Genomic DNA, 25,133 nt, shown 5'->3' on the forward strand with positions numbered 1-25,133 from the left:
GACGGTTCCGGCCGTCGCGCCGCTCGCCCCTCGCCGCTCCGTTACGTCGGATCGAGGCCGTGGCTGCGGAGCCAGGCCAGCGGGTCGATCGCCGAGCCGCCGCCGGGCCGTACCTCGAAGTGCAGGTGCGGACCGGTGGAGTTGCCGGAGTTGCCCGAGTACGCGATCACATCACCGGCCTTGACCGAACCGGAGCGGATCTTCGTGCTGCTGAGGTGGCAGTACCACGTCTCCGTGCCGTCCGCGGAGGTCACGATGGCCATGTTGCCGTAGGCGCTGTTGTACTGCGTGCGTACGGTGCCGTCGCTCGCGGCCAGGACGGGCGTGCCGTACGACACGGGGAAGTCGATCCCGGTGTGCATGGACATCCAGTTGACGCCGGCCTGGCCGTAGTACGCGCTGAGTCCGTGCTGCGAGACGGGCAGGGCGAACTTGGGGCGGGCCGCTTCCTTGCGGGCCGCCTCTTCCGCGGCCCGCTTCCGCTCCTCGGCCTTGCGTTCCTGGAGGTCGATGCGCTCCTGTGTGCGGCTGGCGCGGTCGCCGAAGTCGCGGGCGTCGGCGCTGAGCGCGGCGAGCTGGGTGTCCAGCTTGTTGTTGGCCGCCGCGGCGACGGGCTTGGCGGAGGCTGTGTCCTCGGCGGAGGCCGTGGTGGTGGAGTCGTCCTTGGTGTCCTCGCCGGCGAGTCCGCCGACGGAGGCGGCGGCGATGCCCGCGACGCCCATGACGCAGGCGGAGGGCACGGCGACGGTGAGGAGGGCCGAGCGCTTGGCGGGGGTACGGCGCCGGCCGCGGCTGCCGTTGCCGGCGCCGCCCGACCGCCGGGGGCCGACCGGGGCGACGGTCACGGCGGGTGTGGCCATGGTGGCCGCCATGTGCAGCGCGTGGGGATCGTCATCCGGAGCGGCCGGTTCCGCGAGGCCCTTGGAGTCCGGGGCGAAGTCATCGGCTCCCGTGCGGTGTTCCGCATCGGCTCCGGGGCCGGTCTTCACCGCGTCGGTGTCGGTGGCCACGGTCTCGTAGCCGTGCTCGGCCTCGTACGCCGGCGTCGGCTCCGGCTCCGCGGTGTAGCCCGATTCCGTGTCGTAGCCCGGCTCCGGTTCGTAGCCGGGCTCCGCGCCGTAGGCCCGTTCAGGCTCGGGACCCGGGGCGCCGTACGCGAACGACGTGTCCTCGTGCGCCGTACCCGGCCCGTTCCAGGCGGTCGCGTCGTACGAGCCGGTGTCGAACGTCGGCGTGGTCCACTGAGCGGTCGCCTCGTAGGCGAGCGGAGCCGCTTCGAACTGCGCCGCTTCGAACTGCGCGGTTTCGAGGGCGGCGAGTTGTACGGGATCGAAGGTTGCGTGGGCCGTCGCTGTCGTCCCGGGCGTGTCGTAGCCGCCGTACTGGGAATCGTTGAACTGAGCGCCGTTGAACTGTGTGCTGTCGAACTGACCCGTATCGCCAGGGCCGTTCGGCTGGACGACCTGGTGCCAGGCGCCGGAACCCCACTCACCTGTGGCGTCCTGCGGATAGCCGCTGCCGGTGGGGGCGTCGGGGGAAACGGTCGGCCACTGGCCGCTGGTGTCGTACGCCTGCGTGCCGTACGCGTCGTAGCCCGTGGCCTGGTGGTGGGCGCCGGTGTCCCACTGGGTGTTGTCGTACTGGCCGGAGTGCCCGGCTTGCGGGTGTCCGACCTGGAGGTGGCCGCCCGCCGCGTGGTCGGCCTGCACGGTCGCGTACTGGCCGGTGGAGGCGGAAACGTCGCCGTACCCACCCGTGCCACCCGGACCGTCCGGCAGGGAGCCGAAGAGGGGATCTGTCTCGAAGCTGCCGTTCTGGTAACCGTCGTAAGCGGTGTACCCGGCGTGGGCGTGCTGGTCGTTCACCAACTTCTCTCTCGCCTCGGCAGCAGAACCAGGCTCTGGGAAATCCGGTCCTGTGTGGAAAGGGACCCAGAGGGAAAGCAGTGGCCGCGACTGTACCCGGCGGTATGCGACGGCGACAATCTTCCGCGAGTTTCGTGCTTTGCGGAAACGGGCATTCGGCCGTGTTTCGGCGAACTGCGGGCACAGGCTTGGCCATACGTTCGAAATGCGTTCGAGTGTGAGGCTGGGTCGGGGCCCTCCGGATCAGGCGACGGAAGTGGATCCGGGCCCCTCTGCCGTGGGATGAGGCACGGAATCTTCACCGGAACCGCCCACAGGGGCGGATCCGTCGAGCGCGTGCCGGATCCCGGAGGCGACCCCCGGATGAATCGGCAGGGCGAGGTGGCCGACACCACTCACCAGCACGTTCTCCACGAGAAGGTCCGGATGTTCGATTCTGGCCGTGGTGACCGGCGCCATCAGGGGGTCGGCATCGCTCCAGAAGCTCACGAACCGCGTCCGGCACCCGGGTGCGGGCTGCCGCAGCTCTTCGACGACCGGCGATCCGGGGCGCATCTGCCGTACGACGGGGTGCGCGTCGGCGAGGGGGACGGCCGTCGTGCCCTCATGGGGTGTGCCCAGCGTGACCAGCGTACGTATCCGGGCGTCACCGCCCATGCGCTGTACGTAATACCGCGCGATCAGGCCGCCCAGACTGTGTCCGACGACATCGACCCGCCGATGGCCGGTGCGGGCGCAGATCTCCTCGATGTGGTGGCCCAGCAGCTCGGCGGCTGTACGGATGTCGCAGGTCAGCGGCGAGTAGTTGAGCGAGACCAGATGGTGCCAGCCGTGCCGGGCCAGGGAGCGGCGCAGCAGGACGAAGACGGAGCGGTTGTCCACGAAGCCGTGCAACAGGACGACCGGCGGGTGGGCGCGGCCCTCGGTGGGCAGCCGGGACGCCTCGGGCGGCAGGGGAGCGGCGCGGCGCTCCTGGACGATTCCGGCCGGATAGAGGAGGAGGTGCCCGGTGAAGATCGCCAGATCGAGCGCGCCCGCGCGCAGGGGTGCGGCGAGGCGCAGCGGAGCGACGGCCGGCCCCGCCGGGCGTACGCGGTCCAGTTGGCGGAGGAAGGGCGTCAGGAGGGATGAGAACGGCGCGAACGGCATGACCTTCATGGCCGACCTCCGAACGACATACGGGAGGCGGCTCCGCCCCCGTATGCCCTCATGGGGTGCCACGGAGACATGCCGGGAGCCGTCGGGTCGTGACGGCTCCGTCCGCGGCTCCCCTTGCGCCCGTTCCTGCCCGGCAGGTGGGCCGGGTGGTGACGGAACGGCGCAAAGCGAACATGTCCCATGTGTGATTTCCCCCTCTGCGGCCTCCGCGAAACGGCTGGTTGCGGGATGCTGTGGATAACGTTCGTTCACTACTCCGAGCCTTGGCGGGCGCGGGGACCCGTGCCAATGACGGCGCAGTCGGTAAGTGGAGGCAGTGATGGGTGTGACAGGTCCGATCCGCGTGGTGGTCGCCAAGCCGGGGCTCGACGGGCACGACCGAGGGGCCAAGGTGATCGCGCGCGCCCTGCGTGACGCGGGGATGGAGGTCATCTACACGGGGCTCCACCAGACGCCCGAGCAGATCGTGGACACCGCGATTCAGGAGGACGCCGACGCGATCGGCCTGTCCATCCTCTCCGGCGCCCACAACACGCTCTTCGCGAAGGTGATCGAACTGCTGGAGGAGCGGGACGCGGCGGACATCAAGGTCTTCGGCGGCGGCATCATCCCGGACGCGGACATCGCCCCGCTGAAGGAGAAGGGCGTCGCGGAGATCTTCACCCCGGGGGCGACGACGACGTCGATCGTCACCTGGGTCAGGGCCAACGTCCGCCAGCCCGCGGGCGCGTGACGGGCTCTACGCCTCCTGCTCTACGCTTCCCGGCCGCGTATCCGCTCCCGTATCGCTCCCGTTGCCGGTCCCGGGGCCTGCCCGGGGGCCGGCCCTTGGACCCGCTGGGTCTGCTGGTCCTGCCCCCGGGCCCGCAGGATCCGGCCCTGGTCCTGTCCTTGCACCGGTTTCAGCTCGGCGAGCATCAGGGCCCGCAGGCGCAGGGTGGACACCAGGCGCTGGAACGCCTCCGACCAGTAGCCGCCCGCGCCCGGTGACGCGCCTTCCGGTTCGTCGGGAGTGGCCGTGAGCAGTTCCAGCCTGTTCACCTCCGCCGGGTCCAGGCAGCGTTCCGCGAGGCCCATGACGCCGCTGAAGCTCCAGGGGTAGCTGCCCGCGTCCCTGGCGATGTCGAGCGCGTCCACGACCGCCCGGCCGAGCGCGCCCGACCAGGGCACCGCGCACCCTCCGAGCAACTGGAACGCTTCCGGCAGGCCGTGCGCGGAGACGAACGCGGCCACCCAGTCGGCCCGTTCGGCCTCCGGCAGCGTGGCGAGCAGTTTGGCGCGCTCGGCGAGCGATGTCGTGCCGGGGCCCGCGTCGGGCGGGGCGGTGGGCGCCCCCAGCAGCGCGGCCGACCAGCGCGCGTCCGCCTGCCGTACGGCCGCCCGGCACCACGCGGCGTGCAGTTCGTCCGCCCAGCCGTCGAGGACGGGCAGGGCGACGATCTCCTCGGGGGTCCGTCCGCCGAGTCTGGCCGGCCACCCCGTCAGCGGGGCCGCCTCCACCAACTGGCCCAGCCACCAGGACCGTTCGCCCCGGCCGCCGGGCGGCACGGGAACCACTCCGTCGTGCTGCATGTCCGCGTCGCATTCGTGGGGCGCCTCGACCGCGATGACCTGTCCGCCGCCCGTACGGTCCATGCTGACGCAGGTGGCCGCACGGGCCGCCATCCGGCCCGCGAGCGCGGAACCCGGCAGCGCCGAGAGCAGCTCGGCCGCGGTGGAGCGCACATTGCGGCTGCGGTCCGACAACGCCCGTTCCAGGAAGGGCTCGTCCGCCGCGGACAACCCGTCGCGCAGGGAGTCGAGGAACATGAGCCGGTCCTCGGCGCGCTCGGTCGGCCAGGTCGAGGCGAGCAGCGTGCGCGCCGTCTCCGCGTTCCTGGTCCGTACGGCGGTGAACAGCGCGATCCGCTCGGCGAACAGGCCCTCCTCCCAGAGCCGCCGCATCGCCTCCGCGTCCTCCGCGGCGGGCAGTACGGCGCCGCCTGAGCCTCCGCGCAGCGCGAACTTCCACTCCGGGTTGAGCCGGGCGAGCCAGAGCCCGCGCGGCCCGGCGAATGCCAGGGCCGGCGGCCGCAGATCGGTCCGCGCGCGGGCCGCGTCCAGCAACGCCGGCAGCGCCGGGGCGGGTGCGGCATAGCCGTGCCTGTTGGCCGCGGCGAGCCACTGCGGCAGCAGCTCCGTGAGATCGGGCGCCGTACCGCGACGGCCCCCACTGCCGCCCGTGGGTGCCGCCCGGTCGGCCAGGAGCTGTCCGAGCCGCCGCTCCGCCGCCTCGGGCAGCCTCGTGCGGCCGTCAGGGGGCGCGAGGGCCGGAGGTTCCGCGGCGGGCGCGGGGAGCAGCCCCGCCCTTCGCCGTACGGTGTGCAGCGCGGCGGCGTCCAGGAGGGCGACCGGGGCTTCCTTGCCGGGGGCCAGGACCTCCACGGGCGGCGTGCGGCGGTCGGTCCCGAGCAGCGCCGAGGTGACGAGCCCCTCCCAGGAGGACTCCCACGGCGCCGCGGCCCGGGCGGTGGTCATAGGGGCTGTCGCATCCGTCGCGGTTGTCGCTGTCGTTGTTGTCGTCGTGAGGGCCCGTGCGGTCGCGCGGGTCTCGCCGACCGTGTCGTGCGTGCGGGGCGAGTGGGGCGGCCGGGGTGCGCCGGGCGTGTGGGTCATCGGGATACTCCGTCCGTACGTCGTATCAGGGCTCCGGGAGCGTGGGCGGGGTCAGGTGAGCGGGACCGTCCCCGGTATCTCCGCCGACCAGGCCGTGAGCGGCCGGAAGCCGCGGTGGCCGCACTCGCCGAAGACCGTGACCGGGCCGCCACCGGACAGCGCGGCCAGCTTCCACAGCCCGGGGTGCCCGAGGGCGACGGGTGCGACCGGCAACGCGGATCCTCCGTCGGCGTCGGCCAGTTGCCAGCCGCCGCCCATCCCGGGGACGGGGATGACGTCGCGCAGCGTCACCGGGCACGCGTCCAGCCAGGGATCGGCGCGCAGCGCGGCGCCGTACACCTCGATCGCAGCCGCCACGGAGCCGCCCGGCGGCGGTCCCTCGACCGGGGCCGGGGCGCCGAACCGCTCGCCCCAGTCCGCCCGTAGCTGTCCGGCGCCAGGGTGCGGAACGATCTCGGCGTCGATCGTCACACCAACGGGCAGCGCCAGCTCCGGCGCGCGGCCGGCCGCTCCGAAGGAGAGCAGCAGTGCCGAACGCCCCGAGTCCCTGCCGTACAACCGGATCCTGCGCGTGACGAGTTTGCCGTCCGAGGTGTCGTACTGCGCGAGGACCAGCCAGTGGTCCCGGACCGACGGGCCTCCGGCGGGCGAGGGGAGGCCGACGCGCGTACGGACCGTCGTCGCCAGTGGTTCGGGCAGCCGGTCGAGCCCGAGCCACGCCGTGTTCAGCAGATGCAGGAGCGCGGACTCCTCCAGCAACCGCACCGGCCAGCCGGGACCCGAGCCAGGTATCGCCCCCAACTCCCGCACCCGGCCCGCCAGCCCCGGTGCCTGCGCGTCGACCATCCGCGCGGCCGTCTCCTCCCACAGTCCGTACCCCGACCGCTCGGCCGCCGCGAGACCGCCGCGCACCAGATCCGTCAGCCGCTGCTCCAACTCCGTGGCGCCCGAGGTGATCCGCGCGGCCCGCCGCTCCGCCCTGCGCCGGGCGGCCACCGGGTCGACGGTCTTCGACGCCGTGCTCGTCGCCCCGTTCGCCGCCTTCTCCGCCGGCCGTTTCCTGCGCGTGTCGAGCCATTCCCCGGCCCAGCCGCCGGGCGCCTGCGCGCTCTCCGCCACGGTCGCTCCGTCGGTCGCCCAGAGCAGCAGCAGGCCCAGTGCGTGTTTGCACGGGAACTTCCGGCTCGGGCACGAGCAGTCGCTGGCCGGGCCCGTCGTGTCCACCACCGTCCGGTACGGCTTGCTGCCGCTGCCCCTGCACACCCCCCACACGGCGCCCGCGGCGTCGCAGCCCGTCTCCGACCACGGCCCGGCCGTGCCGAGCTTGTCGCCCGCTCTGCGTGACGCGTCGTCAGGAGCCAGAGCCAGCACCTGTTCCGACGTCCAGCGCACCCCCGTCTGATTCATGTCCACGACGTTAGGCGGCCCCACTGACAATCGCTCTGACCTGCGGGTTCGTCGATTCTTCCCGCACTTGAATTTGCGTTGCCTTTGCTATGCTCGTGCAGTTTCTACGCCACGTCCCGGGGGGAATCACCGATGAACCGCACCGTCCGCACCACACGTGTCACCCGCACCAGTCGTGCCGCCCGCGCCGCTGTCACGACCCTCGCCGTCGCCGGCCTCGCGCTGGGCCTCGGCGCCTGTTCCGAGGCCACCGAGCGGGTCGACAAGACCGTGTCCGACGAGGTCGACAAGGTCGTCAACGAGAGTTACGAGGTCACCTACGAGGTCACGGGCAAGAACATCGACACGATCGACTTCCACGGTGGCGGTGGCGAGGCATTGGAGCCGAAGATCGAGACGGTCGAGAAGCCCAGGCTGCCCTGGAAGAAGACCGTGACGCTCCGCGGCATCATGCCGCCCGCCGTCATGCCGGTCGCGCTGGGCGCCGACGCGGAGGTCACCTGCAAGATCATTTACAAGGGTGAGGTCATCAAGGAGGAGACGGACGCGGGCAGGGCCGCGGCCGGCGGCTGCGTCGCGGTCTCCCCGATCGCGGGGTAACTCCCGCCCGCTGCTGGACCGCCCCGTCGCCGGACCGCCCCGTCGCCCGGTCGCACGCCGCTTGGTCGCACGCCGCCGGACCGCTCCCGTCGGGCGCCCGGCAACTTCCGCCGCCGTCGGCCAACTCAGCGCGGAGGCCGGTCGACCGGCTCCGGCCTGCGGAGACGGTCGATTGTCAGTGGCGTGGTGCACCGTGGGATCCACAACAGGTCGACCGATCTGAGGGGGATTCATGACCATGCCCGAAACCACCGCGACCGCGGCCGGGGCCACCGGCGACCAGGCCCTGCGCCCGCACGCGGAGGACGCGTTCGCCCACGAACTGGCGGCGCTGGCCGCGGCCGACGACCGGCAGCGGCCCGCCCGCTGGCGGCTCTCGCCCTGGGCCGTGGCCACGTATCTCCTCGGCGGCGCACTGCCCGACGGGACGGTGATCACGCCGAAGTACGTGGGACCGCGCCGGATCGTCGAGGTCGCGGTCACCACGCTCGCCACCGACCGCGCCCTCCTCCTCCTCGGTGTGCCCGGCACCGCCAAGACCTGGGTCTCCGAGCACCTGGCGGCGGCCGTCAGCGGCGACTCGACCCTGTTGGTGCAGGGCACGGCCGGCACCCCCGAAGAGGCGATCCGCTACGGCTGGAACTACGCGCGGCTCCTCGCCAACGGCCCGAGCCGCGACGCGCTGGTGCCCAGCCCCGTGATGCGGGCCATGTCCGACGGCATGACCGCGCGGGTCGAGGAGCTGACCCGTATCCCCGCCGACGTACAGGACTCGCTCATCACGATCCTGTCCGAGAAGACCCTCCCGATCCCCGAGCTGGGAGAGGAGGTCCAGGCGGTCCGCGGCTTCAACCTGATCGCCACGGCCAACGACCGCGACCGAGGGGTCAACGACCTCTCCAGCGCCCTGCGCCGCCGCTTCAACACGGTCGTCCTGCCGCTGCCCGCCACCCCGGAGGCCGAGGTCGACATCGTCTCCCGGCGCGTCGGGGAGATGGGCCGCTCGCTCGATCTGCCGGACGGCCCCGAGGGCATCCACGAGATCCGCCGCGTCGTCACGGTCTTCCGCGAACTGCGCGACGGCGTCACGACCGACGGCCGTACGAAGCTCAAGTCCCCCTCCGGGACGCTCTCCACGGCCGAGGCGATCTCCGTCGTCACCAACGGGCTCGCGCTCGCCGCGCACTTCGGCGACGGGGTACTGCGGCCGGGCGACGTGGCGGCCGGGATCCTCGGCGCGGTCGTCCGCGATCCCGCGGCGGACCGGGTGATCTGGCAGGAGTACGTGGAGACGGTCGTCCGCGAGCGCGACGGCTGGAAGGACTTCTACCGCGCCTGCCGCGAGGTGAGCGCGTGACCACGACCACGACCACGCCGCGCGCGGCGGGGCCGCTGCTGCTCGGGGTCCGGCACCACGGGCCCGGGTCCGCGCGGGCGGTACGGAGCGCTCTCGACGCTGCGGCGCCCGGCGTCGTACTCATCGAAGGCCCGCCCGAGGGCGACGTGTTGCTGCCGCTCGCCGCCGACGAGGCGATGCGGCCACCCGTGGCGCTCCTCGCCCACGTCGTGGACGACCCGGGGCGCGCCGCGTTCTGGCCGCTGGCGGAGTTCTCCCCCGAGTGGGTGGCGATCCGCTGGGCGCTGGCGCACGGAGTGCCGGTGCGGTTCATCGACCTGCCGGCGGCCCACTCGCTGGCCTTCACCACGGACCCGGACGCCGAAACCGGAGCGGGGGCGGACGAGGCCGAAGGCGGTGGCTCCGGCGGTGACTCCGAGGACGCCGAGTCCGGCGGGGTGCGGATCGATCCGCTCGCCGTACTCGCCAGGACCGCCGGGTACGACGACCCCGAGCGCTGGTGGGAGGACGTGGTCGAGCACCGGGCCCCCGGACGGACGGACGACCCCTTCGCGCCGTTCGAGGCGGTCGCCGAGGCCATGGGCGAGCTGCGCGAGGAGTACGGCTCCGGCGGGCACCGGCGGGATCTCGTCCGCGAGGCCCATATGCGCGTCCAGCTCCGCGCCGCCCGCAAGGAGTTCGGGGACGGAGCGGTCGCTGTCGTCTGCGGCGCCTGGCACGTACCGGCGCTGCGCGCGAGGACCACGCTCGCCGCCGACCGCGCGCTCCTCAAGGGGCTGCCCAAGGTCAAGACCGACATCACCTGGGTGCCCTGGACCCACCGCAGGCTCGCCCGGCACAGCGGCTACGGCGCGGGCATCGACTCGCCCGGCTGGTACGGGCACCTCTTCAGCGCGCCCGACCGGCCCGTCGAGCGCTGGCTCACCAAGGTCGCCGGGCTGCTGCGGGAGGAGGACCGCGTCGTCTCCTCCGCCCATGTCATCGAGGCGGTACGGCTGGCGCAGACCCTCGCCGTGATGCGCGGCCGGCCGCTGGCCGGGCTCACGGAGACCGTCGACGCCGTGCGAGCGGTGATGTGCGAGGGGTCCGAGGTGCCGCTCGCCCTCATCCAGGACCGGCTGATCGTCGGCGACACGCTCGGCGAGGTCCCCGACACGGCGCCCGCCGTACCGCTCCAGCGCGACCTGACCCGGCTCCAGCGCTCCCTGCGGCTCAAGCCGGAGGCGTCGGAACGCGAACTGGACCTCGACCTCCGCAAGGAGACCGACGCGGCGAAGAGCACCCTGCTGCACCGGCTCCGGCTGCTGGACATCGGCTGGGGCCGGGCGGTCGCCGGACGGGGGAGCACGGGCACGTTCCGCGAGAGCTGGCGGCTGAGCTGGGAGCCCGAGCTGTACGTACGGGTCGCGGAGGCCGGTGTCTGGGGCACGACGGTGCTCGCCGCGGCCACCGCCAGGGCCGGGGCGCGCGCCCTGGCGGCGACCGCGCTCAGCGACATCACGGCCCTCGCCGAGCGCTGCCTGCGGGCCGCGCTGCCCGATGCCCTGCCCGTGGTGATGCGCGCCCTCGCGGACCGTGCCGCGCTCGACGCCGACATCGGCCGGCTGGCGGAGGCCCTGCCCGCACTGGCCCGCTCGCTGCGGTACGGCGACGTACGGTCCACCGACACCGGCGCGCTCGGCGAGGTCGCGGCCGGCCTCGCCGAGCGGATCTGCGTCGGCCTGCCGCCCGCGTGCGCCGCGCTCGACGCGGACGGCGCCGCCGAGATGCGCGGTCATCTCGACAGCGTCCATACGGCGATCGGGCTCCTGGCGGCCGGGCGTCCCGCAGCGGACCACGAGGGCCGGGACCTCGCAGGGCGCTGGGAAGCCGTGCTGGTCAGGCTCGCCGGGCGGGAGAGCGTGCCCGGCGGGATCCGGGGGCGGGCCGCCCGGCTGCTGCTGGACGACGGACGGTTCGCGGAGGACGAGGCCGCGCGGCTGATGGGGCTCGCCCTGTCACCGGGCACGCCGCCCGCCGACGCCGCCGCCTGGGTCGAGGGCTTCGTCGGCGGCGCGCCCGGAAGGCCGCGGGGGGCGGGATCCGGCGGGGGGATGCTGCTGATCCATGACGAACGCCTCCTCGGCCTGGTCGACGCCTGGCTGACCGGCGTGGCGCCCGACGCGTTCACCGATGTGCTGCCGCTGCTGCGCCGCACCTTCTCGGCGTACGAACCGGGCGTCCGCCGCACCCTGGGCGAGCTGGTCCGGCGCGGGCCGGCCGCCCAGGGGCCGGCGACGGCCGAGGCCACCGTGCCGGGCTTCGGGCCCGGTCTCGACCCGGCACGCGCCGACGCCGTACTGCCGGTGCTCCGGCTGCTGCTCGGCGCCGACCGCGATGACAACGACCTGGTGGGGGCCGGAACATGACCACAGGCATGACCATGACCGCAGGCACGACCACGAACAGGACGACGGACGCGGCCACGCACGCGGCGACCGACGACGCGGCTGCCGGGGAGCGGCTGCGCCGCTGGCGGATGGTGCTCGGCGGGGAGGGCGCCGATGGCACGGGGTGCGTGCTCGCCGGCCGGGACGCCGCGATGGACGGCGCCCTGACCGCGCTGTACGGCGGCCGGGACAGCGGCGGAAACCGAGGTGGCGGCAGCGGTGGCCGGTCCGCCGGCCTGGGCGGCTCCGCGCCGTCCGTCGCCCGCTGGCTCGGCGACATCCGTACGTACTTCCCCACCTCCGTCGTCCAGATCATGCAGCGGGACGCCATCGACCGGCTCGGGCTCGCCGCGCTGCTGCTCGAACCGGAGATGCTGGAGGCCGTCGAGGCGGACGTCCATCTCGTCGGCACCCTGCTCTCGCTGAACAAGGCGATGCCGGAGACGGCCAAGGAGACCGCGCGCGCCGTCGTCCGCAAGGTCGTGGAGGACATCGAGAAGCGGCTCGCCACCCGCACCAGGGCCGCCCTGACGGGCGCGCTCGACCGCTCCGCGCGGATCAGCCGGCCGCGCCACCGGGACATCGACTGGGACCGTACGATCCGGGCGAACCTGAGGAACTACCTCCCGGAGCAGGGCACGATCGTGCCCGAGCGGCTGATCGGGTACGGCAGGGCCGCGCAGTCGGTGAAGAAGGAGGTCGTCCTCTGCGTCGACCAGTCCGGGTCGATGGCCGCGTCCGTCGTCCACGCCTCCGTCTTCGGCGCGGTCCTGGCCTCGATGCGCTCCCTCGACACCCGTCTCGTCGTCTTCGACACGGCGGTCGTCGACCTCACCGACCAGCTCGACGACCCCGTGGACGTCCTGTTCGGCACCCAGCTCGGCGGGGGCACGGACATCAACCGCGCGCTCGCCTACTGCCAGTCCAGGATCACCCGCCCCGCCGACACCGTGGTCGTCCTGATCAGCGACCTCTACGAGGGCGGGATACGGGACGAGATGCTGAAGCGGGTCGCCGCGATGAAGGCGTCCGGTGTGCAGTTCGTGGCGCTGCTCGCGCTCTCGGACGAGGGTGCTCCGGCGTACGACCGCGAGCACGCGGCGGCCCTCGCCGAGCTGGGCGCTCCCGCCTTCGCCTGCACGCCCGACCTCTTCCCCGAGGTGATGGCCGCGGCGATCGAGAAGCGCCCCCTGCCCGTACCGGACCCCGACCTGCCGCACCCCTGACCAGGAGACCGACGGAGACCGGTGGATGGCGAAGGGGGAAATGTGTACGTACCAACGGTCCGGACGGGCGAGCAGCCGTGCGATCTGTGACGGGTATCACCGCTCTGTGACAGGTATCACCGCTCATCTGTGATCTGTGATTTAGGGACCCGCGTCCCACGGGGATAACCTGCGAGACGGACATGCCGCGTACCGGACACCGCGTACGCCTTCCTCAGTGACAGCGCAGTCACGTTGCCCTTCGCGGCACGCCCACGCAGACAACGAACCCGCGATCACCAGGCTGCGGTTAAAAGACAAAGGGACGGACACGCGTGGACCTGTTCGAGTACCAGGCGAGGGACCTCTTCGCCAAGCACGGTGTACCGGTGCTGGCCGGTGAAGTCATCGAAACGCCTGAGGCCGCCCGTGAGGTGACCGAGCGTCTCGGCGGCAAGGCCGTCGTCAAGGCGCAGGTCAAGGTCGGCGGACGCGGCAAGGCGGGTGGCGTGAAGCTGGCCTCCGACGCGGCCGACGCCGTCGAGAAGGCCGGTCAGATTCTGGGCATGGACATCAAGGGCCACACGGTCCACAAGGTGATGCTGGCCCAGACCGCGGACATCGCGGAGGAGTACTACGTCTCCTTCCTGCTGGACCGCACCAACCGCACCTTCCTCGCGATGGCCTCCGTCGAGGGCGGCGTGGAGATCGAGGTCGTCGCCGAGGAGAACCCCGACGCGCTCGCCAAGATCCCGGTCGACGCCAACGAGGGCTGCACGCCCGAGAAGGCCGCCGAGATCGTCGCCGCCGCGAAGTTCCCGGCCGAGATCGCCGACCAGGTCGCCGACGTTCTGCAGAAGCTGTGGATCGTCTTCATCAAGGAGGACGCCCTCCTCGTCGAGGTCAACCCGCTGATCAAGTCCGGTGACGGCAAGATCATCGCGCTCGACGGCAAGGTCTCGCTCGACGAGAACGCGGACTTCCGCCAGCCGGAGCACGACGCGCTGGAGGACAAGGCCGCGGCCAACCCCCTCGAAGCCGCCGCGAAGGCCAAGAACCTCAACTACGTCAAGCTCGACGGCGAGGTCGGCATCATCGGCAACGGCGCGGGTCTGGTCATGTCTACCCTCGACGTCGTCGCGTACGCCGGTGAGAACCACGGTGGCGTCAAGCCCGCCAACTTCCTCGACATCGGCGGCGGCGCGTCCGCCGAGGTCATGGCGAACGGCCTGGAGATCATCCTCGGCGACCCGGACGTCAAGTCCGTGTTCGTCAACGTCTTCGGTGGCATCACCGCGTGCGACGAGGTCGCCAACGGCATCGTCCAGGCGCTCGCACTGCTCAAGAGCAAGGGTGAGGACGTCACGAAGCCGCTGGTCGTGCGGCTCGACGGCAACAACGCGGAGCTGGGTCGCAAGATCCTGTCCGACGCCAACCACCCGCTCGTGCAGCGCGTGGACACCATGGACGGCGCGGCCGACAAGGCCGCCGAGCTGGCCGCGGCCAAGTAAGGGACGAGGGAAACCACACCATGGCTATTTTCCTGACCAAGGAAAGCAAGGTCATCGTCCAAGGCATGACCGGCGCCACCGGCATGAAGCACACCAAGCTCATGCTCGCCGACGGCACCAACATCGTCGGCGGTGTCAACCCGCGCAAGGCCGGCACGTCCGTCGACTTCGACGGCACCGATGTACCCGTCTTCGGCTCCGTGGCCGAGGCCATGGAGAAGACCGGCGCCGACGTCTCCGTCGTCTTCGTGCCGCCGGCCTTCGCCAAGGCCGCCGTCGTCGAGGCGATCGACGCCGGGATCGGTCTGGCCGTCGTGATCACCGAGGGCATCGCGGTGCACGACTCCGCCGCCTTCTGGGCGTACGCGGGCAGCAAGGGCAACAAGACCCGGATCATCGGCCCGAACTGTCCCGGCCTGATCACCCCCGGCCAGTCCAACGCCGGCATCATCCCGGGCGACATCACCAAGCCCGGCCGCATCGGTCTCGTGTCCAAGTCCGGCACGCTGACCTACCAGATGATGTACGAGCTGCGCGACATCGGCTTCTCGTCCGCCGTCGGCATCGGTGGCGACCCGGTCATCGGCACGACGCACATCGACGCGCTCGCCGCGTTCGAGGCCGACCCCGAGACCGACCTCATCGTGATGATCGGCGAGATCGGCGGCGACGCCGAGGAGCGCGCGGCCGACTTCATCGCGAAGAACGTCACGAAGCCGGTCGTCGGCTACGTCGCGGGCTTCACCGCGCCCGAGGGCAAGACCATGGGCCACGCCGGCGCCATCGTCTCCGGCTCCTCCGGCACGGCCCAGGCGAAGAAGGAGGCCCTGGAGGCCGCCGGTGTGAAGGTCGGCAAGACGCCGACCGAGACGGCCGGGCTCGCCCGCGCCATCCTCGCCGGCTGATCCGTCGCTTCCGTAAGGACGACCACACGCGCGTGGGCCCGCACCCCGGACAGGGGTGCGGGCCCACGCGCGTGGTGGCGGAACGTTCGTGTGTGACGGGCCCACGCGCGTGTGCGGTGGGACATCCACGAGGGGCCGGACGACGTCCCGCACGCGGTGGGACGTTCCCGACGCGAACACGCCCGAGCGGTCAGCGCGCCAGGGGTACGAGCCGGTGCGGGCCGTTCATCGGTGCGGCACGGAGCATGTTGCGCAGGCGCAGGTCCTGCGGGCTGAGCCGTTCGGGACCGCTCGCCACGGGGACACCGCCGACCCGCTCGCCCGGCGACCGCGGCGGGTCGTACTGCCTCGGAGCGGTGGCCAGCGTAAAACTCGTGGCCCCGATGATCAGCACCGTGAAGGCGATCGCCGCCCGCGTCCAGACCTTGGCCCGCCGCTCGCTGCCGCCCCGCACGGCCCGGGCCGACGCGATCTCCGGAACGGTCACGGCACACACGAGCGCGGCCAGCCGCTCGTGCAGCAGATCGGTGTCGGCCAGCTCCGGCACGCGGACGGAGACCGCCTTGCGGGCGCGCATCAGCCGCTGCGCGGTGGCCGGGGTGGAGGCCTCCGTCTCCGCGGCGGTCTCCGGCAGGTCGAGCCCGAGCCCGTCGTAGAGCAGCAGGGTGCGGCGGTACGAGGGCGGCAGGGCGAGCAGCGCCTCGCGCAGCGCCCGGCCGTCGGGGTTCTCCTGCTCGCCGCTGACCGGGTCGGGGCGGCGGTGCGCGCGGCGCAGCCGGTGCCAGGGCGACATCGCGTACTCGTGCGCGGTGGCCCGTACCCAGCCCGCCGGGTCCCGGTCGACCGCGACCCGGGGCCAGCTCTCCCACGCGCGGTGGAAGGCACGCTCGACGGACTCCTGGGAGAGGGCGCGCCGTCCGGTGAGCAGATACGCCTGGCGCACCAGGGCGGGTGCGGTGCACGCGTACAGCGTGTCGAAGGCCTGCTCGGGCCTGAGCGACGCGACGGCGGCGCCGCTGAACGCGACGGGGATCACGCCGGGTTCCACCGCCGGCGGAGCCTCGGACTTCGACGCGGGCTCCGGCGGGGAAACGGACCCGGGCGCCGGCTCGGACGACGGCGCGACGGGCCCGGCGTGCGGGACCGGTTCCTGGGTCCGGGGCGGGTCCGGGGCCCGGACCGTACCGGCATACGGGTCGGATGCGGCGGCGGATCCGGCGGCGGATGCGGCGACGGCGTCCCTCGTGGGGGTGGGTGCCGCTCTCGTACGGTCCAGAGGCTCCGTCGCGGTGGCGCTGTGGTGGTGCCGCGCGGCCGACCGCTCCTGCGCCGCCCGTACCGCGGCCATCTCGGCGCGCCGCGCCCGTTCCTCCGCCTGCCGCAGCTCGGCCGCGATGCCCGCGAGCAGCTTCGCGTAGACCTCCCCCTTGCGCCCGCGTGGTGTCGTACGGCCGGTCTCCCACGACCGGATGGTCGCGCGGCTGACGCCCACCGCGGTGGCCGCCTGCTTCTCGGTCATCGCCCTCGCCTCACGCAGCCGGCGCCGCTCCTTCGGGGCGGGGAGCGCCGAGTCGGCGGCGTCGGCCGGGCCGGGCCGCGGGGTGCTCTGCGTGGTGTTCTGGGTCATGAGGGACTCCCCGCGACACGGTAATAGGCGAAAAAGCACATAAGCGTATATTGGGCGACATGGCGAGTATTCGCCTGTTGCGCAGATAAAGAGCGTGTCGTGGGCAACATGGCGTTGTGACCCAATTGACCGATCGCGGCACACCGTTGTCCTCGGCCTCGGCCGTCGACCGCGGCCGGGCCGCCGCGCTGACCGCCTCTTTCCTCCGTGGAGCCATCGCCGCGGGCCTCGGACTCGGCGCGCTCGCCGTGCTCCTGACGGTCATGTGGATCGTCTCGCCGTACCCGGACGGCGGAGCCGGAGCTGCCCTCCATGTGGCGGCAGGGCTCTGGCTGCTGGCTCACGGCATCGAACTGGTGCGCCCCGAGACCCTGTCCGGTGTCCCCGCGCCGGTCGGTGTCGTGCCGCTGCTGCTCGTGGCCCTGCCGGTGTGGCTGGTCCACCGCGCGGCGCGGGACACACTCGAACCGGACGAGGGGCGTCCGCAACTCACCGCGCTCGGCGCCGTGTCCACGGTGAGCTGCGGGTATCTGCTCGTCGGCGGGGCCGCCGCGCTCTATGCGGCGGGCGGGCCGCTCACCGCGCATCCGCTGCGCGCGCTGCTCACCCTTCCCGTGCTGACCGTCCTGTCCGCGACCGCGGGGGCGTGGACGGCGTGCGGGCGCCCGCACGGACCACTGCCGATGTGGCTGCCCCCGGGCGTCCGCACGGTGCTGGCACGCACCAGGACGCGGGCCGCCCTGCGCTCCGGCGCGGCGGGCGCACTGCTGCTGACCGGGGGCGGCGCGCTGCTCGTCGGGGTTTCGCTCGGCTGGCACAGCGAGCCGGCGCACGCGTCCTTCGTACAGCTCGCCGCGGACTGGTCCGGGCGGCTCGCCGTTCTGCTGCTGGGGGTGGCGATGGTGCCCAATGCGGCGATCTGGGGAGCGGCGTACGCACTGGGCCCCGGTTTCGTGCTCGGTACGGGCGCGACGGTCACCCCGTTCGGGGTGCTGGGCAGCCCCGCGCTGCCCTCCTTCCCGCTCCTCGCGGCGGTGCCCGAGGGGCACGGCACGCCGCTGCACTGGGCGACGGCGGCCGTGCCCGCCGTCGTGGGGCCGACGATCGCCTGGTTCACCCTCCGGGTGGCCGCGCCGCCCTTCGCCGCGCGGGAGGAGGCGTGGAGCGCGCGCGACACGGCGCTGGGGACGGCCCTCGGGGGTGCGGTCTGTGCCGTTCTGGCGGCGTTCCTCGCGGCGATGGCGGGCGGACCGCTGGGGAACGGACGCCTGGCGGCCTTCGGCCCGGTCTGGTGGCTGACCGGCGCGGCCACGCTGATGTGGACGGTGGCCCTCGGCGTACCGGCGGCCCTGCTGCTCCGGGCCTGGAGGCTGCGGAAGCGGCGGGTGAAGGGCGTACGGGACACGGGCGGGATGAGCCGGGCGGAGCGAACGGCCGGGAGGCGGGCGCGGAAGGAGGAGAGGAAGGCGGAGAGAAAGGCGGAGAGGGGAGCTGGAAGAGAAGCGGGGAAGAAGGCCGCGAAGGTGGTCGCTCCGGGCGTCACGGAGCCTGTGCTTCCCCCGTGGTGGCGGGCGCCGCTGTGGTGGCTGGGGCTGCGGAGCGGTGCGGGGGAGGCCGCCGGGGCGAGCGGTCCGGGCGCCGTACCGTCCGCGCCAGGGGCCTCATCCTGGGCGGGCGGGGGGCCGGGCCCCGTGGACATCCGGCCGGCGCACGCGGCGGAGGGCGCCGACCCGGACGAGGAGCCGTACGACTTCCTGGCGGCCGACGCCTGGCACGAGCGCGGGGCGCGGGAGGTGCGGTGGGCCGCGTTCAAGGAGGCGTCGGGCGCACTGATGGCCGACTTCCCGGCGGCGCCCCCGGGCCCGGACCGGGCCGGCCAGCCCTGGGCCGACCGGACCGGAAGCGACCAGCCCCGGAGCGGCCTGACTGGAACCGATCAGTCCCGGGCCGGCCTGACCGGAGGTGACCGGTCGTGGACCGACCGGACCGGAGCCGATCAGCCCCGGACCGGCCGGGCGGAGGAGGGTGGTGCCCCCTGACCCGTCCTTACTCCGTCACTCCCTTACCGCCTTGGCCCCGCGGGCTTACTCCTTGACGCCGAAGACGGGCTCCAGGGAACGCGGCAGCAGCTCGTTGCAGGAGAGCTGCCCCGTCTTCGTCAGCGCGTCGTTCACGCACGTGTAGTAGTCGCGGTAGACCAGCTGTACGGTGAAGGTCGTCGCCACGATCACCAGGGCGAGTCCGGCCGCCACCAGCCCGCTCACCGCCGCCGTGGTCAGCGACCTGGTCGCGACCTGACCGGACGGGCCGGAGAGGCCGGACTGCCCCGGCCGGTCGGCCCCCTTCGTCGGGGCCGGCTGCTTGGCGCCGGGTGCGGAGGTGCCGTCCGACGGCTTCCTGGTCTTGGCCCGCAGGGAGCTGGCGCCCCAGTAGACCGCGAGTGCTCCGAGGAGGAGGGCGATCTCGGGGAGGTCGAACAGCGCGAAGAAGAAGGCCCACATCCCGCCGAGCAGCGCGTAGCGGGCGCGGCGCTGGGCCGGGTCCGTGGGGTCCCAGCGCGGTCCGCCACCGCGGCCGGTCTCCGGGCCGTCCTGGCCGTTGCCCGGCCCCTTCTGCCCGGACGGTCCGTTGCCCTGGCCGCCGGGACGGCTGCCGAAGCCTCCCGTGGAGCGGCCGGGCTGGCGGCTGCTCCACTGGCTGCCCCAGCCGCCGCGGCCGGAGCCGCCGCCCTGCCCGTCCTGTCCGTCGCCGCTCTCGGGGTGCCGGGGCTGCCACGGCTGGTCGGGCCTGTCCTCGGGTGGCGGCGCGAACGGATTGTCGTCGGAGGAGCCGCCGGCCCCGGGCGCACTCTTGGTGCCGGACGTACCCGACGTACCGGATGATTCCCCGGGCTCCGAGGAGCCCGATGAAGGGCCGGTGGAGGAGGACTGGCGTTCCCGGGGCAGCAGCACCGGCCCAGAGGGCGGCGGGAGGTGGAGTGCCGTGCGGCGTCGGTCCTGCATGTGGTGAACGTCTTCCCCTCAGACCCATCACGCGGGGGTCTTGTCCTGTACGGGCCCGTCCCGGAGACGAACCCTGTCCCCAGACGCTACCTCCCGGCCGGGCCCCCGTCCCGTGGGGGCCGCTCGGTGTGCCGGTATCGTTGCTGACGGTCGGCTCCTTCGTAGAGTTCCCCGTATCGGGGATCGTGACTCGTTCGTACGACCCCACAAAGCCGTACGACCACGCCGAGGCACCGTCCGTACAACGCCGCACGACCCGCGAGGCCGTGCTCGCTCCGAGAAAGGCGCCCGCTGTGGCCCCCCCGCCCTCCGCCCTCCGGCCCTCCGCCGCCCCGGCCCGGCTCGTGGTCCTGGTCTCCGGATCCGGTACGAATCTGCAGGCCCTGCTCGACGCCATCGGCGACGATCCGGAGGGCTTCGGCGCCCGGATCGTCGCGGTCGGCGCCGACCGCGACTCCATCGCCGGTCTGGAACGCGCCGAGCGCGCCGGACTGCCGACCTTCGTGCACCGGGTGAAGGAGTACGGGACGCGTGAGGCGTGGGACGCGGCGTTCGCCGAGGCGACCGCCGCGTACGAGCCGGACCTCGTGGTCTCGGCGGGCTTCATGAAGATCCTGGGGAAAGAGTTCCTGGCACGCTTCGGCGGCCGGTGCGTCAACACGCACCCCGCCCTGCTCCCCAGCTTTCCCGGTGCCCACGGAGTACGCGACGCGCTCGCCTACGGCGCGAAGGTCACCGGCTGCACGGTCCACTTCGTCGACGACGGTGTCGACACCGGCCCGATCATCGCGCAGGGCGTGGTCGCGATCCGGGACGAGGACGACGAAGACGCTCTCCATGAGCGCATCAAGGAAGTCGAGCGACGCCTGCTCGTCGAGGTCGTGGGGACACTGGCCCGGCACGGCTGTCGCATTGAGGGACGAAAGGTATACGTCGGTGAATAATCAGGGGTCCGCGACCGCCGCAGGTACGACCGCCGAGGGAGCGCCCGCAGAGGGTGCGAAGCGGCCGATCCGGCGCGCACTGGTCAGCGTCTACGACAAGACGGGCCTGGAGGAGCTGGCACGCGGTCTGCACGAGGCGGGCGTCACCCTGGTCTCGACCGGCTCCACCGCCGGGAAGATCGCCGCCGCCGGTGTGCCGGTCACCAAGGTCGAGGAGCTGACCGGCTTCCCCGAGTGCCTGGACGGTCGCGTCAAGACGCTGCACCCGCGCGTCCACGCCGGGATCCTCGCCGACCTGCGTCTCGACTCGCACCGTGAGCAGCTCGCCGAGCTGGGGGTCGAGCCGTTCGACCTGGTCGTGGTGAACCTGTACCCGTTCCGCGAGACGGTCGCCTCCGGCGCCACCCCCGACGAGTGCGTCGAGCAGATCGACATCGGCGGCCCCTCGATGGTCCGCGCCGCCGCCAAGAACCACCCCTCGGTCGCGGTCGTCACCAGCCCCGAGCGGTACGCGGACGTCCTCGGCGCCGTACGGAACGGCGGCTTCGACCTGACGACGCGCAAGCGGCTCGCGGCGGAGGCCTTCCAGCACACCGCGGCGTACGACGTGGCCGTGGCCTCCTGGTTCGCGGACAGCTACGCGGCGGCCGACGACTCGGGTTTCCCGGACTTCCTCGGCTCCACGTACGCGCGCAAGAACGTGCTGCGCTACGGCGAGAACCCGCACCAGCCGGCCGCGCTCTACACCGCGGGCGAGGGCGGGCTCGCGGAGGCGGAGCAGCTTCACGGCAAGGAGATGTCGTACAACAACTTCACGGACACGGACGCCGCGCGCCGTGCCGCGTACGACCACGCCGAGCCCTGTGTCGCGATCATCAAGCACGCCAACCCCTGCGGGATCGCCATCGGTGACGATGTCGCGGAGGCGCACCGCAAGGCGCACGCGTGCGACCCGCTCTCCGCGTTCGGCGGCGTGATCGCCGTCAACCGTCCGGTCTCCGTCGCGATGGCCGAGCAGGTCGCGGAGATCTTCACCGAGGTCGTCGTCGCGCCGGCGTACGAGGACGGTGCCGTCGAGGTGCTGGCCCGCAAGAAGAACATCCGGGTGCTGCGCTGCCCCGAGGCCCCGGTCGCCGCCGTGGAGGCGAAGCCGATCGACGGCGGCACGCTGCTCCAGGTCACCGACCGGCTCCAGGCCGACGGTGACGACCCGGCGAACTGGACGCTCGCGACGGGCGAGCCGCTTTCCGAGGCCGAGCTGCGCGAACTGTCCTTCGCGTGGAAGGCGTGCCGCGCGGTCAAGTCCAACGCGATCCTGCTCGCCAAGGGCGGCGCCTCGGTGGGCGTCGGCATGGGCCAGGTCAACCGCGTCGACTCCGCGAAGCTCGCGGTGGAGCGGGCGGGGGAGGAGCGGGCGAGCGGTGCGTACGCGGCGTCCGACGCGTTCTTCCCGTTCCCCGACGGCCTGGAGATCCTGCTGAACGCGGGCGTCAGGGCCGTGGTCCAGCCGGGTGGCTCGGTCCGCGACGAGCAGACGGTCGAGGCGGCCCGGAAGGCGGGCGCGACCATGTACTTCACGGGGACGCGCCACTTCTTCCACTGATCTTTTCACTGACCGACGACGGCACTGACCGACGACCGGTACGGGCCGACGCCGGGCGCACGTCCACCGACGCCGAAAGCCGCGTTCTCCCTTCCGGGGGAACGCGGCCTTCGGTGGTTCTGCTGTCCGTGGCGTGCCTAAGCGGTGCACTGACGGCGTGTCAGTAGCGCGGGCGGCTGAACCACGCGGAGGCCTGGCCGTTCACCATCGAGGCCAGGATGATCCCGCTGCACGCGAGCGAGATGATCCCGCCGAACGCCGCGGAACCGTCGCCGCCGACCAGGTTGCCGAGGCCGCCGAGGAGCGAGAGCGAGGCGTAGACGATCGTCGTCACACGGATCCCGGTACCGCCGGTCCGGAACTTCACGCCCAGGAAGATCGAGAGGGCACCGAGGCCGACGAGCAGCAAGCCGAGGAAGATGCCGAGACCGCCGACGAGGCCGGCGGCTTCGTTGTCGCCCGCGGCGCTGCTGAGGACACCGAGGGCGACGCCGATGACGAGCCCCGCGAGGATCTGGAAACCGGCGAAGACGAAGAGGATGACCCGCGCGGCCTTCATCAGGCCGGGCATCTCCATCTGGCCACCGGGGTAGCCGTACCCCATGGGAGCCTGCGGCGCGGCCGGGTAGCCGTAGCCGGGGGGCTGCTGGGGCTGGCCCTGCTGCGGGTAGCCGTACCCCGGCTGGCCCGGCGGCGGACCCTGGGGCTGGCCGTAACCGGGCTGCTGGCCCTGCTGGCCGTAGGGATTGTTCGGGTCGCCGAAGCTCATGACGGGGTTCCTCCGTTGGTGGTGCGGGGACGGAATGGCCCGCGCGGAGGAAAATCTCAGGTCTGAGCGGTCTGAGCGGTCTGCCCCCCGACGCCGGCCGCACTGCGACGTAATCGTGTTATCAACACACGTTTTTGTCCAGTCGCCTTCACAGATGTTGTGCAAGTGCAACTTCTCGTGCGCACGCGTGCGCAGGTACGCGTGCGCACGCGGCCGGACACGGAGAGGTACGCGGGGATACGGAGGGGCGCGGATTGGAACCCGGGAGGGGTCTTCCGCGAGGATGGGGGCATGAGCGCCCAGATTCTCGATGGCAAGGCCACCGCAGCCGCGATCAAGTCCGATCTCACCGTCCGCGTGGCGGCCCTCAAGGAGCGGGGTGTCACGCCCGGTCTCGGAACCCTGCTGGTCGGGGACGACCCCGGCAGCCGCTGGTACGTCAACGGCAAGCACCGCGACTGCGCCCAGGTCGGTATCGCCTCCATCCAGCGTGAGCTGCCCGACACCGCCACGCAGGAGGAGATCGAGGCGGTCGTCGCCGAGCTGAACGCAGACCCCGAGTGCACGGGGTACATCGTGCAACTGCCGCTGCCCAAGGGCATCGACACCAACCGGGTGCTGGAACTGATGGACCCGGCCAAGGACGCCGACGGGCTGCACCCGATGAGCCTCGGCCGGCTGGTGCTCAACGAGACGGGGCCGCTGCCCTGCACCCCGTACGGCATCATCCAGCTTCTGCGTCACCACGGCGTCGAGATCAACGGCGCGCACATCGTGGTCGTCGGGCGCGGGATCACCGTGGGCCGGTCGATTCCCCTGCTGCTGACCCGTAAGTCCGAGAACGCGACCGTCACCCAGTGCCACACCGGCACGCGCGACCTGCCGGCGCTGCTCAAGCAGGCCGACATCATCGTGGCCGCGGCGGGCGTCCCGCACATCATCAACCCCGAGGACGTCAAGGAGGGCGCGGTCGTCCTCGACGTCGGCGTCAGCCGGGACGAGAACGGCAAGATCGTCGGCGACGTCCACCCGGGCGTCGCGGACGTGGCGTCCTGGATCTCGCCCAACCCGGGCGGCGTCGGGCCGATGACCCGCGCGCAGCTGCTCGTCAATGTCGTCGAGGCGGCGGAACGCACGCTCAAGGACGCCGACGCGGACGCGGGCTGAGTGCGGACCCGAACGGGAGAGGGGCACCACTGATGGGTGCTGGCACGAGCCGGGACGCGGGTCCGGACGCGGATACAGCCACGGGTACGAGCACGGAAACCGGCCCCGGTTCCGGTACGAGTACCGGTACCGGCGGCACGGAACGGGTCGAGGCGGCCGACGGCCATGGCCCGGAGACCGCCAACTCCCCCGACGCCACGGCTGCCACGACTGCCACGGAGGGCTCCGACGAGGCGGACACGGCGGACACGGCGGACACGGCGGACACGACTGACGACGCCGAGACCGGCAGGCGGTTCGCGCTCACCCGCGACACCGCGCCCCCCGAGGGCGGCGGCCGGGCCGCGCCCCGGGACGCCCCGGCGCCCGCCCGCCAGTGGCCGCTGCTCAGCGTGCTCGGGACGACCGGCCTCGGGCTGCTGATCGTCGGTCTGCACCCCTTCGCCGAGGCGTTCCGTATCGGCACGATCCTGATCGGCATCGCTCTCATCGGCGGCGCGGTCCTCCGGCGCGTGCTGCCGTCCGTCGGCATGCTCGCCGTGCGCTCACGCTTCACCGACATGCTCACGTACGGGCTGCTCGGCGTGGTGATCGTGCTGCTCTCGCTGATGACGCAGCCGAAGCCGTGGCTGGAGATCCCGTTCCTGGAGGACACCCTGCACTTCACCGTGCGGTAGCGGTAGCGGCGGCGGGCCGGCGGGCGGCCGGTGACCGATGCGGCGGGCGCGGTCACGGCACGTACCATTTCGGGCAGTCGACCGCTCAGCCCGGCCCCAGCGCGAGAAAGGCCCGTCCCGTGTCCCGTACGCAGTGGTGCTGCCTGACGGCGCTGCTCGCGATCGTGATGGGGCTGCTGTGCGGGCCGATGGGCGCGGCTTCTTCTTATGCCGACGCGTCACCCCCTGAGGCTGCCGCGGTGACTGTCAGGG

General features: G+C 72.7%; 19 protein-coding genes. 12 read left to right on the top strand and 7 right to left on the bottom strand.

The window, feature by feature from the left end:
* Positions 1-41: 41 nt before the first annotated feature.
* Together ACFXPL_RS12270 and ACFXPL_RS12275 are read right to left on the bottom strand one after the other, a co-directional pair.
* Positions 42-1,865, bottom strand: a complete 1,824-nt coding sequence (locus ACFXPL_RS12270) for a peptidoglycan DD-metalloendopeptidase family protein (protein WP_384916634.1) — start codon at positions 1,863-1,865, stop codon at positions 42-44.
* A gap of 243 nt (positions 1,866-2,108) precedes the next feature.
* Complete coding sequence (locus tag ACFXPL_RS12275; RefSeq protein ID WP_384916637.1) at positions 2,109-3,023, bottom strand: esterase/lipase family protein; 915 nt, start codon at positions 3,021-3,023, stop codon at positions 2,109-2,111.
* Between the two features lie 319 nt (positions 3,024-3,342).
* Here ACFXPL_RS12275 and ACFXPL_RS12280 point away from each other — a divergent pair, with 319 nt between their 5' ends.
* Positions 3,343-3,756: a cobalamin B12-binding domain-containing protein gene (locus tag ACFXPL_RS12280; protein WP_384916640.1), complete on the top strand. Its 414-nt coding sequence runs from the start codon at positions 3,343-3,345 to the stop codon at positions 3,754-3,756.
* A 20-nt stretch (positions 3,757-3,776) separates the two neighbouring features.
* On the opposite strand, the gene ACFXPL_RS12285 is transcribed toward ACFXPL_RS12280, so the two are convergent.
* Positions 3,777-5,540 carry a DUF5691 domain-containing protein gene (locus ACFXPL_RS12285; RefSeq protein ID WP_384916644.1) on the bottom strand — a complete coding sequence of 588 codons (1,764 nt, stop codon included), beginning with the start codon at positions 5,538-5,540 and terminating at the stop codon, positions 3,777-3,779.
* A gap of 189 nt (positions 5,541-5,729) precedes the next feature.
* Positions 5,730-7,085, bottom strand: a complete 1,356-nt coding sequence (locus ACFXPL_RS12290) for an SWIM zinc finger family protein (RefSeq protein WP_384916648.1) — start codon at positions 7,083-7,085, stop codon at positions 5,730-5,732.
* A 132-nt stretch (positions 7,086-7,217) separates the two neighbouring features.
* Between ACFXPL_RS12290 and ACFXPL_RS12295 the strand changes: the two genes are divergently transcribed.
* The 6 genes from ACFXPL_RS12295 (at position 7,218) to sucD (ending at position 15,092) form a co-directional block, all read left to right on the top strand.
* Positions 7,218-7,685, top strand: a complete 468-nt coding sequence (locus ACFXPL_RS12295; protein ID WP_384916651.1) for an MmpS family transport accessory protein — start codon at positions 7,218-7,220, stop codon at positions 7,683-7,685.
* A gap of 232 nt (positions 7,686-7,917) precedes the next feature.
* On the top strand, positions 7,918-9,042 hold the full coding sequence (locus tag ACFXPL_RS12300; protein WP_384916654.1) for an AAA family ATPase: 1,125 nt from the start codon (positions 7,918-7,920) through the stop codon (positions 9,040-9,042).
* Complete coding sequence (locus ACFXPL_RS12305) at positions 9,039-11,450, top strand: DUF5682 family protein (RefSeq protein ID WP_384916657.1); 2,412 nt, start codon at positions 9,039-9,041, stop codon at positions 11,448-11,450. Before ACFXPL_RS12300 ends, ACFXPL_RS12305 begins: the two co-directional genes overlap by 4 nt.
* 8 nt (positions 11,451-11,458) lie before the next feature.
* Entirely contained in the window at positions 11,459-12,697 is a 1,239-nt protein-coding gene (locus ACFXPL_RS12310) for a vWA domain-containing protein (RefSeq protein ID WP_384916660.1), read from the top strand.
* A gap of 314 nt (positions 12,698-13,011) precedes the next feature.
* Entirely contained in the window at positions 13,012-14,187 is a 1,176-nt protein-coding gene (gene sucC / locus ACFXPL_RS12315; protein ID WP_384916663.1) for an ADP-forming succinate--CoA ligase subunit beta, read from the top strand.
* A 20-nt stretch (positions 14,188-14,207) separates the two neighbouring features.
* Positions 14,208-15,092 (top strand): succinate--CoA ligase subunit alpha, encoded by an 885-nt coding sequence (gene sucD / locus ACFXPL_RS12320; RefSeq protein ID WP_384916666.1) that lies wholly within the window; start codon positions 14,208-14,210, stop codon positions 15,090-15,092.
* Between the two features lie 190 nt (positions 15,093-15,282).
* On the opposite strand, the gene ACFXPL_RS12325 is transcribed toward sucD, so the two are convergent.
* Positions 15,283-16,719: a sigma factor-like helix-turn-helix DNA-binding protein gene (locus ACFXPL_RS12325; RefSeq protein WP_384916669.1), complete on the bottom strand. Its 1,437-nt coding sequence runs from the start codon at positions 16,717-16,719 to the stop codon at positions 15,283-15,285.
* Positions 16,720-16,835: 116 nt separating this feature from the next.
* Between ACFXPL_RS12325 and ACFXPL_RS12330 the strand changes: the two genes are divergently transcribed.
* Positions 16,836-18,758, top strand: a complete 1,923-nt coding sequence (locus ACFXPL_RS12330; RefSeq protein WP_384916672.1) for a DUF6350 family protein — start codon at positions 16,836-16,838, stop codon at positions 18,756-18,758.
* A gap of 45 nt (positions 18,759-18,803) precedes the next feature.
* Here ACFXPL_RS12330 and ACFXPL_RS12335 read toward each other — a convergent pair whose 3' ends face one another.
* Positions 18,804-19,721: a hypothetical protein gene (locus tag ACFXPL_RS12335; protein WP_384916675.1), complete on the bottom strand. Its 918-nt coding sequence runs from the start codon at positions 19,719-19,721 to the stop codon at positions 18,804-18,806.
* A 293-nt stretch (positions 19,722-20,014) separates the two neighbouring features.
* Here ACFXPL_RS12335 and purN point away from each other — a divergent pair, with 293 nt between their 5' ends.
* Together purN and purH are read left to right on the top strand one after the other, a co-directional pair.
* On the top strand, positions 20,015-20,665 hold the full coding sequence (gene purN / locus ACFXPL_RS12340) for a phosphoribosylglycinamide formyltransferase (protein ID WP_384916678.1): 651 nt from the start codon (positions 20,015-20,017) through the stop codon (positions 20,663-20,665).
* 67 nt (positions 20,666-20,732) lie between these two features.
* The gene (gene purH / locus ACFXPL_RS12345) at positions 20,733-22,268 is read left to right on the top strand and encodes a bifunctional phosphoribosylaminoimidazolecarboxamide formyltransferase/IMP cyclohydrolase (protein WP_384916705.1); all 1,536 of its coding nucleotides are present in this window, start codon (positions 20,733-20,735) and stop codon (positions 22,266-22,268) included.
* 160 nt (positions 22,269-22,428) lie between these two features.
* Here purH and ACFXPL_RS12350 read toward each other — a convergent pair whose 3' ends face one another.
* Entirely contained in the window at positions 22,429-23,037 is a 609-nt protein-coding gene (locus ACFXPL_RS12350) for a hypothetical protein (RefSeq protein ID WP_384916681.1), read from the bottom strand.
* A 291-nt stretch (positions 23,038-23,328) separates the two neighbouring features.
* On the opposite strand from ACFXPL_RS12350, the gene ACFXPL_RS12355 reads away from it, so the two are divergent.
* On the top strand, positions 23,329-24,204 hold the full coding sequence (locus ACFXPL_RS12355) for a bifunctional methylenetetrahydrofolate dehydrogenase/methenyltetrahydrofolate cyclohydrolase (RefSeq protein WP_384916684.1): 876 nt from the start codon (positions 23,329-23,331) through the stop codon (positions 24,202-24,204).
* Between the two features lie 32 nt (positions 24,205-24,236).
* Positions 24,237-24,881, top strand: a complete 645-nt coding sequence (locus ACFXPL_RS12360; RefSeq protein WP_384916687.1) for a DUF3017 domain-containing protein — start codon at positions 24,237-24,239, stop codon at positions 24,879-24,881.
* Positions 24,882-25,133 lie beyond the last annotated feature (252 nt).

This window comes from Streptomyces sp. NPDC059092, from assembly GCF_042756365.1.
In the GTDB taxonomy this organism is placed as follows: domain Bacteria; phylum Actinomycetota; class Actinomycetes; order Streptomycetales; family Streptomycetaceae; genus Streptomyces.